General features: G+C 63.9%; 13 protein-coding genes and 2 pseudogenes. 10 read left to right on the forward strand and 5 right to left on the reverse strand.

The genetic code is table 11. The features are described from left to right. Positions 1 to 102: 102 nt before the first annotated feature. Positions 103 to 1,224, reverse strand: coding sequence for a serine hydrolase domain-containing protein (locus U5A82_RS06825; protein ID WP_326289653.1), 1,122 nt, complete (start codon positions 1,222 to 1,224; stop codon positions 103 to 105). Between the two features lie 37 nt (positions 1,225 to 1,261). On the opposite strand from U5A82_RS06825, the gene U5A82_RS06830 reads away from it, so the two are divergent. The 3 genes and pseudogenes from U5A82_RS06830 (at position 1,262) to U5A82_RS06840 (ending at position 4,566) form a co-directional block, all read left to right on the forward strand. Further along, the gene (locus U5A82_RS06830) at positions 1,262 to 1,582 is read left to right on the forward strand and encodes a hypothetical protein (RefSeq protein ID WP_326289654.1); all 321 of its coding nucleotides are present in this window, start codon (positions 1,262 to 1,264) and stop codon (positions 1,580 to 1,582) included. Positions 1,583 to 1,997: 415 nt separating this feature from the next. Beyond that, positions 1,998 to 3,768: pseudogene (gene recQ / locus U5A82_RS06835) on the forward strand (DNA helicase RecQ). Between the two features lie 369 nt (positions 3,769 to 4,137). Next, positions 4,138 to 4,566, forward strand: a complete 429-nt coding sequence (locus U5A82_RS06840) for a protein tyrosine phosphatase family protein (RefSeq protein ID WP_326289656.1) — start codon at positions 4,138 to 4,140, stop codon at positions 4,564 to 4,566. A 46-nt stretch (positions 4,567 to 4,612) separates the two neighbouring features. Here the strand turns inward: U5A82_RS06840 and U5A82_RS06845 are convergent. Next, positions 4,613 to 6,717: pseudogene (locus U5A82_RS06845) on the reverse strand (RelA/SpoT family protein). 110 nt (positions 6,718 to 6,827) lie between these two features. Between U5A82_RS06845 and U5A82_RS06850 the strand changes: the two are divergent. From U5A82_RS06850 to U5A82_RS06870, 5 genes are all read left to right on the forward strand, one after another. After that, positions 6,828 to 7,310, forward strand: coding sequence for a winged helix-turn-helix transcriptional regulator (locus tag U5A82_RS06850; protein ID WP_326292870.1), 483 nt, complete (start codon positions 6,828 to 6,830; stop codon positions 7,308 to 7,310). 254 nt (positions 7,311 to 7,564) lie between these two features. After that, the gene (locus tag U5A82_RS06855) at positions 7,565 to 8,677 is read left to right on the forward strand and encodes a sensor histidine kinase (protein ID WP_326289657.1); all 1,113 of its coding nucleotides are present in this window, start codon (positions 7,565 to 7,567) and stop codon (positions 8,675 to 8,677) included. Beyond that, entirely contained in the window at positions 8,674 to 9,474 is an 801-nt protein-coding gene (locus U5A82_RS06860; protein WP_326289658.1) for a LytR/AlgR family response regulator transcription factor, read from the forward strand. The genes U5A82_RS06855 and U5A82_RS06860 overlap by 4 nt, the downstream gene beginning before the upstream one ends. Positions 9,475 to 9,532: 58 nt before the next feature. Further along, positions 9,533 to 9,811, forward strand: a complete 279-nt coding sequence (locus tag U5A82_RS06865; protein WP_326289660.1) for a CopG family ribbon-helix-helix protein — start codon at positions 9,533 to 9,535, stop codon at positions 9,809 to 9,811. After that, on the forward strand, positions 9,808 to 10,089 hold the full coding sequence (locus U5A82_RS06870; RefSeq protein WP_326289661.1) for a type II toxin-antitoxin system RelE/ParE family toxin: 282 nt from the start codon (positions 9,808 to 9,810) through the stop codon (positions 10,087 to 10,089). Before U5A82_RS06865 ends, U5A82_RS06870 begins: the two co-directional genes overlap by 4 nt. Here U5A82_RS06870 and U5A82_RS06875 read toward each other — a convergent pair whose 3' ends face one another. Then, the gene (locus tag U5A82_RS06875) at positions 10,090 to 10,506 is read right to left on the reverse strand and encodes a GtrA family protein (protein WP_326289663.1); all 417 of its coding nucleotides are present in this window, start codon (positions 10,504 to 10,506) and stop codon (positions 10,090 to 10,092) included. A 44-nt stretch (positions 10,507 to 10,550) separates the two neighbouring features. Here U5A82_RS06875 and U5A82_RS06880 point away from each other — a divergent pair, with 44 nt between their 5' ends. Next, positions 10,551 to 12,449: a hypothetical protein gene (locus tag U5A82_RS06880; protein WP_326289664.1), complete on the forward strand. Its 1,899-nt coding sequence runs from the start codon at positions 10,551 to 10,553 to the stop codon at positions 12,447 to 12,449. Here the strand turns inward: U5A82_RS06880 and U5A82_RS06885 are convergent. Beyond that, a complete protein-coding gene (locus tag U5A82_RS06885; protein ID WP_326289665.1) occupies positions 12,411 to 12,869 on the reverse strand; it encodes a nucleoside deaminase in 459 nt (152 codons plus the stop codon). The two genes, U5A82_RS06880 and U5A82_RS06885, sit on opposite strands and share 39 nt — an antisense overlap. Before the next feature lie 53 nt (positions 12,870 to 12,922). After that, on the reverse strand, positions 12,923 to 13,144 hold the full coding sequence (locus tag U5A82_RS06890; RefSeq protein ID WP_326289667.1) for a hypothetical protein: 222 nt from the start codon (positions 13,142 to 13,144) through the stop codon (positions 12,923 to 12,925). Positions 13,145 to 13,310: 166 nt separating this feature from the next. On the opposite strand from U5A82_RS06890, the gene rpmB reads away from it, so the two are divergent. Next, complete coding sequence (rpmB, locus tag U5A82_RS06895; RefSeq protein WP_326289669.1) at positions 13,311 to 13,604, forward strand: 50S ribosomal protein L28; 294 nt, start codon at positions 13,311 to 13,313, stop codon at positions 13,602 to 13,604. The last annotated feature ends 14 nt before the right edge of the window (positions 13,605 to 13,618 follow it).

Here is a 13,618-nt window from a genome sequence, read left to right on the forward strand (position 1 = left end):
GCCCTGAGCCTGTCGAAGGGCCTTTTTTCTCTTCCTGCACTGGGAGAGGTGTTGGGCTTCGACAAGCTCAGCCCGAACGGGTACAGGGTTGGGGCCGTCTCCCTAACCCGGAAACAACCCGATCAACCGCGCCAGCGCCCCGCGCACCGCCGCGCGCTGTTCCTTGCGCGGCGACATGCCGATCCGCACCACCGTCAACCGCTGCGACGGCGAAATCAGGATATATTGCCCATTATGCCCGATGCAGCCGAACAGGCTGGCGGGGGCTAGCTCGGGCATCAACGCGCTTTCGCCCCCCTCCCGGTTCAGCCAGAGATGCGCGCCATAGGCGGGATTGCGCGGGGAGGGGGATCGCATGAAATCGACCCATTTTTCCGGCAATATCTGGTGCCCGTTGGGCGACCGCCCATGATTGCGCAACAATTCGCCAAAGCGCCCATAGTCGCGCGCGGTCATGTGCAGGAAACTGCCGCCGATCATCGTGCCTGCCGCATCATATTCGGGCGTCAGGCTGGGCAATTTGCCCGGCGCCTTCAGCCGCCCGTCAATGAAGGTCTGCATCGCGCGCCGCCGCACGTCGGGATCGGCGCTGCCGGTCAGCATCCGGGTCATCAGGTCCGACAGGATGATGCTGCTGCCGGTCGAATAGGAAAAGACCGCGCCCGGCGCATGCGCCTGCGGCTTGGCCTCGGCATAGGCGCGCATGTCCTGCGCGCCGCCCATGAACAGCATGCGCGGCGTGTCGCCGCTTGTGATCGGCTCGCCATCCTCGACATGGTCCAGCCCCGACCGCATCTGCAACAATTGTCGCAGGGTGATGCCCCCGCGCGGATCGCCCGGCTGGCTCCACGCCGCGACAGGCACCGGCGAATCGAGCGCCAGCCGCCCGTCCGCCACCATCAGTCCCACCAGCACCGCCGTCACGCTCTTGGCGATCGACCAGGACAGCAGCTTGCTGTCCGGGCCAAAGCCCGGCGCATAGCGTTCCGCAATCACCTCCCCGTCGCGCATGACCAGCAGCGCGCGGGTGTCGCCCATATCGTCGGTAAACAGCGGATCGATCGCCGCGCGCAGCGCGCCTTCGCCCACCGCCGCGTCGCGCGCGACGGCATAGACGGGGTCGGCCGTCGGCGCCGCACGCACGACCAGCGTGCCTGCCCCCACGACGCAGGCTGCGCCCAGCGCCAGTCCAAGACGCTTTACGATTCGGCTATCGATCTGCATAAGCCGGCGCCCTTACTAAATGGGAATGAAAAGGGCCATGGTGGTTCGACGCAAATGGTGGATATTGGCCGGGCTGCTCGTTCTGGCGCTACTCGCGCTTGTCGCGTGGCAAGGCACGAGCCTCAACGCCCGCGCGCAGCTTGGTGCGGCCTATGGGGCACGCATCGGCTGTTCGTGCCGCTATGTCGAAGGGCGCGCCATGGGCAGCTGCAACGACGACAAGGAACCGGGCATGGGCCTAGTGCGCCTGACCGACCTGCCCGACCAGCGCGCCGTGGAAGGCAGCGTCCCCCTGCTCGCCAGCCGCACCGCGCGGTTCAAGCCCGGCTGGGGGTGTTTGCTCGATCCGGTGGAGTGATGGGAAGGTCTCACGCGCCACGCCTGCTTGCCTTCTAAGCCGTCCTCACAGTGCCGCTTGGTCGTCACCCCAGCGAAGGCTGGGGTCTCAGGCGCCGGCGAGATGCGATCAGGCTGCGCAGCGACTTATATCAAAACGCGATGATGCTGACCCATAGAGCAGTTCCCCGGCGCAGGCCGGGGTCCAGTCCCGCGCTCAAAACTGGATCCCGGCCTGCGCCGGGGAACAACTGACTATAGGTTCTTATCGATGCAACTTGATATTATACCGTCGCGCGCCTCTGCCTGAGATGCCAGCCTTCGCTGGCATGACGAGATGTGAAGACGGCTTTCATGGAAAGGCGCCTCCACCCAGTCTCCCGTCAACATCGTCCAACCCCCTAGCCCCACCACCCCCCAACCGCTAAGGCTCCCCCATGCGGCCCGACATTCCCACGCTTCTCCACGACATATTCGGTTTCACCGCTTTTCGCGGGGTGCAGGAACAGGTGGTGGGCCGCGTCATGGCGGGGCGACCGACGCTGGCGATCATGCCGACCGGCGCGGGCAAGTCGCTCTGCTATCAATTGCCCTCCGCCGCGCTCGATGGCTGCTGCGTCGTCGTCTCGCCGCTGATCGCGCTGATGCACGACCAGTTGCGCGCGGCCAATGCCGTGGGCCTGCGCGCCGCCAGCCTGACCAGCGTCGACGCCGACTGGCGCGAGACGCAGGACCGCCTGCGCAACGGCGATCTCGACCTGCTCTATGTCGCGCCCGAACGCGCCAGCCAGGAACCGTTCCGCAACCTGCTCCGCGCGGCCAAGGTCGCGCTGTTCGCCATCGACGAAGCCCATTGCGTCTCCGAATGGGGCCATGATTTCCGCCCCGACTATCGCCTGCTGCGCCCGCTGCTGGACGAATTTCCCGATGTCCCGCGCCTGGCGCTCACCGCGACAGCCGACGCGCACACGCGCGAGGATATCCTCGTCCAGCTCGGCATCCCGCGCGACGGCCTCATCATCTCGGGCTTCGACCGGCCCAATATTCGCTACGCCGTCTACCCGCGTGACGGCCTCACCCGCCAGTTGAACGACCTCGTCGCCGCCAATCCCGGTCCCGGCATCGTCTATGCCCAAACCCGCGCCGCGACCGAGAAGCTGGCCGAAACGCTGGGCAAGGGCGGCCGCGCCGTGCGCGCGTATCATGCCGGGCTGGACCCGGCGGTGCGCGCGCGTAATCAGGCCGCTTTCATCGCCAGCGAAGATATGGTGATGGTCGCCACCGTTGCCTTCGGCATGGGCATCGACAAGCCCGATGTGCGCTTCGTCGCCCATGCGGGCCTGCCCAAATCCATCGAGGGCTATTATCAGGAATCGGGCCGCGCGGGCCGTGACGGCGAACCGGCGGTCGCGCATCTCTTCTGGGGCGCGGAGGATTTCGCCCGCGCCCGCATGCGCATCGCCGAACTGGAGCAGAGCCGCCAGCAGGGTGAACGCACCCGCATCGCCGCCTTGGGCGCGCTGGTGGAGACCGCTACCTGTCGCCGCGCGATCCTGCTGCGCCATTTCGGCGAAGACCCGCCCGCCACCTGCGGCAATTGCGACAATTGCCTCTCGCCCCCGCCAGCGTCGACGCCACGCAGGTGGCGCGCAAATATCTCTCCGCCGTCTATCGCACCGGGCAGAGTTTCGGCGCGGGCCATATCGAAGCGGTGCTGACCGGCGCGGCGAACGACAAGGTGCGCGAACGCGGCCATGACAAGATTTCCGTCCATGGCATCGTATCGGGTGATGAAACCGCGCTGCTACGCCCGGTGTCGCGCGCGCTGCTGGTGCGCGACGCGCTGGAGACGACCGAACATGGCGGGCTGATGCTCGGCCCCAATGCCCGCACGATCCTTCGGGGGAGGAGGAGGTCCGCATCCTCATGCCGCCCAAGCGCGAACGACGTGGCCGCAATGCCCGCAACGGCGCGGACGCCAATCCGGTCGGCGATCCGCTGTTCGACGCCTTGCGCGCCTGCCGCCGCGAACTGGCGCAGGAAGCGGGCGTGCCGCCCTATGTCATCTTCCACGATTCGACGCTGCGCGAAATGGCCGAACAGCGCCCCTCGACCATCCGCGAAATGAGCCATATCAGCGGCATCGGCCAGAAGAAGCTGGACGCCTGGGGCGACGCGTTTCTGGTGACGATCCGGCCCTATCTTTGACCAGGCTTACATGTGTCCTATCATCTGTCACGCCGCTAGGATGATCGTCAGGTCGAGAGGTGGGCAGGGCATCATCGCGCTGATAACAGCTGTTCCCCGGCGAAGGCCGGGGTCCAGTTGAGAGTGCGGGCCTGGACCCCGGCCTTCGCCGGGGAACGTTCAAGGGGTGCCCTGCAATATCATCAGCGTGATCCAGGGTAACGATATGTCGGGAATAGGAAAGTTAATGTCTTAACTGGCGGGAAATGTGGGAAGTTAAGCGATGCAAATCCTATTTTCCTCTGCGTCCTTTGCGCCTCTGCGCGCACCAAATATCTTGAAACCGGCGCGGCCAGCGCGCATGGCTCGCGCCGAAGGAGACCGCATCTCATGTTCCGCAAGCTGACCGACCGCATTCTCGTATCCCCGCAGATCAGCGTTGATCAGGTCGCAGAGGCGAAGGCGCAGGGCGTCACCCTCATCATCAACAATCGCCCCGACGACGAAGAACCGGGCCAAGTGAACGGGGCCGAGATCGAAGCCGCGGCCAAGGCGGCGGGCATCGCCTATCTCGCCGTGCCGGTCGCCCATGGCGGCTTTGCCCCCTGGCAGCTGGACGACATGGCGCAGGCGCTGGAACAGGCAGGGGACGGCAAGCTGCTCGCCTATTGCCGCTCGGGCACGCGCAGCACCTTGCTCTGGGCGCTGACCCGCGCACGGGCTGGCGATAATGGCGACGTCCTGGCCGCGCAGGCCGCCGCCGCCGGCTACGACATCGCCCCCGTCCGCCAGATCATGGACGCGCTCGCGGGACAGTGACGTCAGGTTTTGCCGGAACGCCTACGGCGCTTCGTGCGTCGCAGCCCTAAACCCGGTCCGCCTGCACCACGACATCGATCGCCCGCAACGCCGACAATATCCGGTTGAGATGCTGCGCGTCGGCCACTTCCAGGTCGATGACGTCGGTGTGGAACGGGCCTTCGCGGTTCACCAATTGCAGGTTCAAAATATTCGCCTTGGTCGCGCCGAACAGGTTGGCGACCGCCGCCAGCGCACCGGGCTGATTCTTGACGATGACGGAGAGGCGCGCGGTGCCGCCCTTCGACTTGCTGTCCCAGCTCAGGTCGACCCAGTCGTCATCCTGATCGACCTCCAGCGAACGGCAATCGATCGTATGCACCTCGATCGGCTCGCCGGTCCGCCGCACCCCCACGATCCGGTCGCCGGGCACGGGATGGCAGCAATCGCCGAGGTTATAGGCGATACCCGGCGTCAGGCCACGGATCGACACCGGCTCATGCTGGCGCGGATGCGCCTCCGCCATGCCCTCCGCGCTGGTGGAGCCGGGCATCAGCGCCTCCATCACCTCTGAATTGAGCAGGCGATGAGTCGCGATCGCGACCATCAGCGCGGCGCGATCCTCCAGCTTCAACCGCTTGATCGCGGCGGTCAGCGCCTTGTCGCCCAATTCCTTGGCCAGGTCCGGGAAAAGCGGCCGACGATCTCTTCATAGAGCTTTTCGCCCAGCTTGATCTCTTCGCCGCGCTGCTTCTGCCGGATATAGCGGCGGATCGCGGCGCGCGCCTTGCCGGTAATGGCAAAGGTCAGCCAGCCGGGCTGCGGCTCCTGCCCCTCGGATTTCAGGATTTCGACCTGATCGCCATTTTCCAATGTGGTGCGCAACGGAACGACCCGCCCGTTGACCTTGGCCCCGACCGTCTGGTTGCCCAGCGACGTGTGCACCGCGTAAGCAAAATCGACCGTGGTCGACCCTTTGGGCATCTGGTGCAGTTCGCCCTTGGGCGAGAAGGCGAAGATGCGATCCTGGTACATCGCCATGCGCGTATGTTCGAGCAGTTCGTCCGCATCCTGACTCTGCTCCAGGATTTCGACCAGATCGCGCAGCCAGGCCGCATGATGGTCGGTAGCGTCGCCCTTCTGCTTATAGGCCCAGTGCGCGGCGAGGCCCAGCTCGGCGTCGTTATGCATGTCGCGGCTGCGGATCTGCACCTCTATCCGGGCATTGTCCTGATGGATGACCGTGGTGTGCAGCGACTGGTAGCCGTTGCGCTTGGGCGTGGAGATATAATCCTTGAACCGCCCCGGCACCATTTTGAACGTCTGGTGGATGATGCCCAGCGCGCGGTAGCAATCCTCATGATTGTCGGTGATGACGCGGAACGCCATGACGTCGGTCAGCTGTTCGAAGCTGATGTGCCGTTCCTGCATCTTCTTCCAGATGGAGAAGGGATGTTTTTCCCGGCCCGACACGCTGACCGACATGCCCTTGCCCGCCAGCAGCAGTTGCAGCTCGGCGCCGATCCGGTCGACCTTGTCATGGCCGCCTTCCTTCAACTGCTCCAGCCGCTTGGTGATGCTGGCATAGGCTTCCGGTTCGATCTCGCGGAAGGACAGCAGCTGCATCTCGCGCATGAAATCATACATGCCGATCCGCTCGGCCAGCGGCGCGTAGATATCCATCGTCTCGCGCGCGATGCGGCGGCGCTTGTCGGGATTTTTGATGAAATGCAGCGTCCGCATATTGTGCAGCCGGTCGGCCAGCTTCACCAGCAGCACGCGGATATCGTCCGACATGGCGAGCAGGAATTTGCGGAGATTTTCCGCCGCCCGCTCATTCTCGCTCATCGCCTCGATCTTGCTGAGCTTGGTCACGCCGTCGACCATGCGCGCGACATCCTTGCCGAACGCGCTCTCGATCTCCTCATAGGTGACCAGCGTATCTTCGATCGTGTCGTGCAGCAGCGCGGTCACGATCGTCTGGTCGTCCAGATTGAAGTCGGTCAATATGCCCGCCACCTCGATCGGATGGCTGAAATAGGGATCGCCGCTGGCGCGTTTCTGGCTGCCATGTTTCTGGACGGAAAAGACATAGGCGCGGTTGATCATCGCTTCATCCGCATGCGGATCGTAGCGCTTTACCCGTTCGACAAGTTCATATTGGCGTAGCATCCTGTCCCGATTGTGTTGGAACAGCCTTGTCGTGCAACAAAAAAATCCCATTTACGTGAATAAGGTGGCGATTTTGCAACGCCGGAGGCTTTGCGCTATGCGTGGCGACCATGACATATAATCTTGCTCAGGATCTTGAACAATGTGCGCTGCCCAGCGCGCTGGAGATGATGGGTGAACGCTGGTCCTTCCTCATCCTGCGCGGCGCGTTGTCGGGCATCCGCCATTTCGAGGAATTTCAGTCGACCTTGGGCATCGCTCGCAACATCCTGGCCAACCGGCTCGCCCGGCTGGTGGAAAACGAGATATTGGTGCGCCAGCCGATGCAGTGCGACCGGCGCAAGGTGGAATATCGGCTGACCGAAAAAGGGCAGGGCCTGGCCCCCGCCATGATCGCCCTGCGCCAATGGGGCGAAAAATGGGGTTGCGGCACGCCCGCCTGCCAGGTGCTGGCGGACAAGCGCGACGGCCAGCCGATCCGCCCGATCGGCATCGTGGCGCATGACGGCCGCACGCTGGAACTGGCCGACCTGGTTTGGCTCTGCACCGACGAAGTGACCTCAAGGGCCGAGGAGTCGGCTGTGGCGGCCTGAGCGGTTGGGGTTGGCTAGAAGCGATATCGTCATCCCGGGCTTGACCCGGGATCCCGCTTTTCTTCCTACCCTCGCTTTGAGAAGTTAGCGGGACCCCGGGTCAAGCCCGGGGTGACGCAGTTCAGGGCTGCCCACAATTTAAAGAAGCCACCATCCTGCGCGACCCTGCTTAACGCGAAGCGCTCAGCTGATCCGAGCCACCCGGACGCAAAGCATCTTTGACCAACGGCGCAAATCGCTTAAGCCTGCACGCAATGTCCGTCACCGTGCCCCGCATCAAGCCTCAGCCCTTTTTCGCTGACAAGAACCGCGCTTTCTGGAACCTCCAGTCGGTCGGATGGGCCGGGGCGTTCCTGCTGCGCGGATCGTCCACCATCGCCAATGGCCAGCCGCTTTCCAGCCTGGTGCCGGTGCTGATCTCCACCGTTACCGGCTATTCGGTGACGCTGCTGATCGCGGTGATGTTCCGTTTCCTGGTCAAAAAGCGCCCGATCGTGACCTGGGGCGTGTCGATCGTCACCGTCGTCGCGGCGGCGGGCCTGGTCGCCTTCATCGACGCCTGGGTCTTCTCTACTCAGAACCGGGCGAGCGAGACGGCGGGCCTGCAACTCTTCCTGGGCGCCTTCTACCTGTCGACCACCTTGCTGGGCGCCTGGTCCGCGCTCTATTACGCGATCAACTTCTACCTGACGGTGGAGGAACAGGCGGACCAGCTCCTGCGGTTGGAAAACCAGGCGGCGAACGCGCAACTGGCGATGCTGCGCTATCAGCTCAACCCGCATTTCCTGTTCAATACGCTGAATTCCATCTCGACCCTCGTGCTGCTCAAGCAGACGGATCGCGCCAATGCGATGCTCTCGCGCCTGTCCTCCTTCCTGCGCTACACCCTCATCAACGAGCCGACCGCGCAGGTGACGATCGAGCAGGAGATAGAGACGCTCAAACTCTATCTGGAAATAGAGAAGATGCGGTTCGAGGAGCGGCTGCGCCCGTCCTTCACCATCGATCCGGCGGTCGCGCAGGCGCGCCTGCCTTCGCTCCTGCTTCAGCCGCTGGTCGAAAATGCCATCAAATATGCGGTGACGCCCAAGGAGGAAGGCGCGGAAATCGCAGTCAGCGCGCAGCCTGCCGGGGATAATGTCCGGATCGTCGTATCGGACAGCGGACCGGGATTGAATGAAAGCGGAATGAGGCCGCACATCCCCGTCAGCGAGGGGACCGGTATCGGCCTGCCAAACATCCGGGACCGGTTAATTCAGGCTTTCGGGGAACGACAGAGCTTCGAGACGCGTTCCACGCCGGGCGGATTTTCGGTCATCATCGAAATTCCGCTGAATATGGATGAAACATCGAAAGTGGCCGCATGACCATCAGAACAATCCTCGTCGACGACGAAAGCCTGGCCATTCAGGGCCTCCAGCTGCGTCTGCAAGCGCATGAGGATGTCGACATTATCGAAACCTGCACCAACGGCCGTGAAGCGATCCGCGCGATCAAGACGCATAAACCCGACCTTGTGTTCCTCGATATTCAAATGCCCGGCTTCGACGGCTTTTCCGTCGTGCAGGGTTTGATGGAGGTGGAGCCGCCGCTCGTTATCTTCTGCACCGCCTATAGCGACCATGCGATCCGCGCGTTCGAAGCGCAGGCGGTCGACTATCTGATGAAGCCGGTCGATGAAGGCCGACTGGCCGACGCACTTGACCGGGTGCGCCAGCGCCTGAACGAAAAGCGGCAGGTGCACGAAGTGGAGAAGCTGCGCGAAGTGCTGGCCGAAGTCGCGCCCCAGGCGATGACCGATTTCGCCAACGACGATGATGCACCCGCGTCAAACCGCTTCGAAAAGCTCATCAACATCAAGGATCGCGGTCAGATCTTCCGCGTCGATGTCGATTCGATTGAGCGGATCGACGCGGCAGGCGACTATATGTGCATCTATACCGCCGACAATTCTTTGATCCTGCGCGAAACGATGAAGGATCTGGAAAAGCGGCTCGACCCCCGCAACTTCCAGCGCGTCCATCGTTCGACCATCGTCAACCTGTCCCAGGTGCGGCAGGTGAAGCCCCACACCAATGGCGAATGTTTCCTGGTGTTGGAAAGCGGCGCGCAGGTGAAGGTCAGCCGCTCCTATCGCGACGTCGTCGCCCGGTTCGTGCATTGACACATTGATACGGGGATAGTGACGACGTATATACATCGTCACTATCCCCGGAGATAATATGGTCAAAGCCGCAGTCTTTACGATGAAACTGGAATCAGACCTGCGCGACGAGTTCATGGCGGAGGCCGATGCCCTGCATCGCCCGGCATCGCAGCTTGTGCGTGAACTGATGCGGGACTTTGTCGATCGGCAGCGCCATGCGCGCGACCACGCAGACTTTCTGGAGCAGAAGGTTGGGGTGGCGCGAAGATCCGTCCAGTCTGGGCAGGGTTTTTCCCATGACGCGGTCGAGGCGGAATTCGCCGCGCGACGTGCGCGGGTTGCCGATCGGGCGTGATCGTCCGTTGGACGCCGGAGGCGCGGCAGGACCGATCGGACATCTGGGATTATCTGGTTGCGCTTGATCCATGCGCTGCCATGCGGATGGACGAGCAGTTCAGCGTCGCTGTAGCGCGGCTGGCGGACTTTCCGATGCTTGGCCATGAAGGTGCAATGCCGGGCACGCGGGAACTGACACCACATCCCGGTTATCGTCTGGTCTATGAAGTGGATGGCGACACGGTCTGGATATTGACGCTGGTCCACGCCATGCGCCTTTGGCCACCTGTTCGTTAACTACCGAAACACCCATTGCCGATTGAGCGCGAACACCGCGGCCGGTGTCACGAAGATCATGGCCGGGATGGGCGACCATTCCGGCCATCGCATATGGCTGACGCACAGATAGACCCACAGCGCATTGAGCGCATAGCTGATGAGCGAGACGGCCACGAACTTCACGCCGCGTGCGCCATGGGTGTCGCGCCCGCCCTGGCCGCGAAAGGTGAAGGCGCTGTGGCTGACATAGCCGATCACGACCGCCGCGACATAGCCGATGAAATTTGCGGTCTGCGGATGCAGGCCGATCGGTGCGGCGAGGGTCCAGTAGATCACCGCCTGGCACGCGGTCACGAACAGGCCGGTCACGCCATAGCGGACGATCTGCCACAACAGGGCCTGCTGCTCATATGTCAGTCGGGACAGGATTTTCATGGGCACCCCGTTGCGCTTTGATGCGGAGCGTCTAATCGACCATCATGACCTTGCATAGCCGCGATACCCTGCGCGCCCGCGCCCTCCACTGGGCCGCGTTGCTGACGACCTACAGCCAGCGGCACTGGAAATGGCTGACCTTCCTGATCTGGATCGTCATCGCGGTCGTCTTCGTCGTTACCCGCTGGCCCGCCATCCACTGGCTGGTGCTCAGCGATACCGACGACAATATCCGCTATGTGCAGGTGAAGGACTGGCTGGCCGGGCAGGGCTGGTATGATCTGCGCCAATACAGGCTCGATCCGCCGGGCGGCGCGAACATCCATTGGTCGCGGCTGGTCGACCTGCCGTTCGCGGGCCTGATCCTGTTCTTCCGCGCCTTCGTCGACCAGGGGCTGGCCGATCGGCTGGCCTGCGGCATCGCGCCACTGTTACCGCTCCTGCTGCTGATGCTGAGCCTAGGCTTTATCGGGCGGCGGCTGGCCGGGCCGAACGGCTGGTTCTTCGCCATCCTCGCCCCGCTCGCCGCGCAGATGGGGCTGGGCATGTATGCGCCGATGCGGATCGATCATCATGGCTGGCAACTGGCGCTGGCCGTGACCATGCTGGCCGGGGTGATCGACACCAACCGGCTGCGTGGCGGCGTGATGGCGGGGGTCAGCAGCGCGCTGTCGATCGCGATCGGCATGGAGATGATCGTCTATCTGGCGGCGGGCGGCGGTCTGATCGCGCTGCGCTGGGTCTTTCGCGAAGGGGCGGAACGGCGGATGCTGCCCTATGCGCTGAGCCTCGCGGGTGCGACGTCGCTTTGTTATCTGCTGTTCGCCAGCACCGCCAATCGAGAGATGGTCTGCGACGCCCTGTCGCCCATCTGGGTCGCGGTGTTCGGGGCGGCGGGCGCAGGCATGGTGCTGTTGTCGCTGGCCCCCTTACGCGGCTGGGCGGCGCGGCTGGCGGCGGGCGCAGTGGTCGGCGGCGCTGTCGCCATCTTTTTTTACATGAACTGGCCGCAATGCCTGTCCCCCTATCAGATTTCGCCTGAGCTGGAGCGGTTGTGGCTCGCCAACATTCGCGAGGCCAAGCCGATCACGGCGCAGGCGCAGAGCATGGTCGTGCCGCTGCTGGCGATCCCGGCGGCGGGGCTGATCGGCCTCCTCTGGGCATTGTGGGATGCACGCCGCAATGGCGAGCGGCTCTGGGCCTGGGCCACGGTCGGCCTGATGATGGTCTTTTCCACCGCGCTGCTGTTCTGGCAGCTGCGCGCTGGCCCGGCCGCGCAATTGCTGGCGATCCCGCCCGCCGCCTGGGCCGCGCATCGCCTGATCGCCGCCATCCTGACCGGCACGCGCCGGGTGCGGATCGCGGCGGGTGCGGGCGTGGCGGTGCTGGCCGCGATCGCCTTTGCCTATCCGCTCTATCCGCAGATCGTGAAAGCCTATCAGAACGCCACCGGCACCAGGCCAAAGCCGTGGCGGCCATCGGCGGTGGCGCGCAACGATGCGATCAAGAAGGCGAACGGGCGCTGTCGCACCTTGCCCGCGCTGGAGGTGCTGGACCAGTTGCCGCCGGCGACCATCTTCACCATGGTCGACCTCGGACCGCGCCTGATCGCGACTACGCACCACAGCGCGCTCGCCGGACCCTATCACCGCAATGGCGCGACCATATTGGACATGCATCACGCCTATGACGGCCCGGCCGACGCCTTCCGCCCGATCGCGGCGAAGCATCACGCCACCTATCTGCTGGTCTGCCCCAATTTCCCCGAAGGCACCATCTACCAGTCGCGCAGCCCGCAGGGCTTTTATGCCGGGCTGATGCGTGGGACGATACCGGCCTGGCTGGCGCCGGTGACGCTCAGGACCGGGATGACGCTCCCCTATCAGCTCTATCGGATCGATTACTCAGCGCCGGGCGGCGAAAAAGTCGCGCAGCAACGCTGAAGCTTCCGCTTCGGCTAGGCCGCCATAGACATCCGGCCGGTGCAGGCATTGTGGCTGCGCGAAGAGGCGCGGTCCCTGTTCGATCGCGCCCCCTTTCGGATCGCCCACCGCATAATAGAGCCGGGCGATCCGCGCGTGAGAGATGGCGCCCGCGCACATCGGGCACGGCTCCAGCGTAACCCACAGGTCGCAGCCGGTCAGGCGGAAGTCGTTCAGATGGATGGCCGCCGCGCGCATCGCGACGATTTCGGCATGGGCGGTCGGATCCTTATCGCGGCGATTGCGATTTTCGCCTTCGCCCATGATCGCGCCGTTCTTCGTGACGACCGCACCGATCGGCACCTCGCCCGCCGCCTGCGCCATGCGCGCAAGGTCGAGGGCGCGGCGCATGGGCGCGGGCAGGGGGAAGGGCGGTGCCATGGCACCGCCGTTACAGGATAGCGCGCGCCTGCGAAAGGCACGCCAAACCGGGCTTAGGGCTTCTTCACCGCGACGGTCGGCACTTCGACCGTTTCGTTGCGGGTGCCGACCTCCACCTTGGCGACATTCGCCTCATATTTGGGCAAAGCGCCCTCCTTGACCGCGATTTCGGGCAGACGGCCCTCGCTCGTCCGTTGCAGGTCGATGAATCCGGTTGCAATGCCGACGCCCACGACGATAAGCGCGATGAGCAACAGTCCGCCGATGAAACGCATGATATCCTCCTCTGTCCGTTGGGGGATTGAACGCCGGGCGCGACAAAATGGTTGCGCAAGTGCCACGATCGGCACGGCCAAATTTACGCGCGTGGTTGACGCTGGCCGCGAATCTGTTTATCGGCGCGGCTTTCCGAACGAACCCGAATTCAAAGGTTGATTGACTATGTCGCGCATTTGCGAGCTGACCGGCAAGGGTCGCCAGGTGGGTCACAATGTTTCCCACGCCAATAACAAGACCAAGCGCGTGTTCCTGCCGAACCTGCAGAACGTGTCGCTGATCTCCGAAACCCTGGAAACCAGCATCAAGCTGCGCGTGTCGACCCATGGTCTGCGTTCGGTCGAGCATAATGGCGGCCTGGACAACTGGCTGGTCAAGACCAGCGACGACAAGCTGTCGCTCAAGGCTCGCCGCCTGAAGCGCGACATCGTCAAGAAGAAGGCTGCCGTCGCAGCCTGATTTTCCCCGATTCG

The organism is Sphingobium sp. CR2-8 (assembly GCF_035818615.1).
GTDB lineage: Bacteria > Pseudomonadota > Alphaproteobacteria > Sphingomonadales > Sphingomonadaceae > Sphingobium.

Coding starts and splice junctions, on each gene's coding strand:
- U5A82_RS06830 (WP_326289654.1), top strand. CDS start 1,262: ATGGTGGTTCGACGCAAATGGTGGATATTGGCCGGGCTGCTCGTTCTG.
- U5A82_RS06885 (WP_326289665.1), bottom strand. CDS start 12,869: ATGGCACCGCCCTTCCCCCTGCCCGCGCCCATGCGCCGCGCCCTCGAC.
- U5A82_RS06875 (WP_326289663.1), bottom strand. CDS start 10,506: ATGAAAATCCTGTCCCGACTGACATATGAGCAGCAGGCCCTGTTGTGG.
- U5A82_RS06855 (WP_326289657.1), top strand. CDS start 7,565: ATGTCCGTCACCGTGCCCCGCATCAAGCCTCAGCCCTTTTTCGCTGAC.
- U5A82_RS06860 (WP_326289658.1), top strand. CDS start 8,674: ATGACCATCAGAACAATCCTCGTCGACGACGAAAGCCTGGCCATTCAG.
- U5A82_RS06825 (WP_326289653.1), bottom strand. CDS start 1,224: ATGCAGATCGATAGCCGAATCGTAAAGCGTCTTGGACTGGCGCTGGGC.
- rpmB (WP_326289669.1), top strand. CDS start 13,311: ATGTCGCGCATTTGCGAGCTGACCGGCAAGGGTCGCCAGGTGGGTCAC.
- U5A82_RS06850 (WP_326292870.1), top strand. CDS start 6,828: ATGACATATAATCTTGCTCAGGATCTTGAACAATGTGCGCTGCCCAGC.
- U5A82_RS06865 (WP_326289660.1), top strand. CDS start 9,533: ATGGTCAAAGCCGCAGTCTTTACGATGAAACTGGAATCAGACCTGCGC.
- U5A82_RS06890 (WP_326289667.1), bottom strand. CDS start 13,144: ATGCGTTTCATCGGCGGACTGTTGCTCATCGCGCTTATCGTCGTGGGC.
- U5A82_RS06880 (WP_326289664.1), top strand. CDS start 10,551: ATGACCTTGCATAGCCGCGATACCCTGCGCGCCCGCGCCCTCCACTGG.
- U5A82_RS06840 (WP_326289656.1), top strand. CDS start 4,138: ATGTTCCGCAAGCTGACCGACCGCATTCTCGTATCCCCGCAGATCAGC.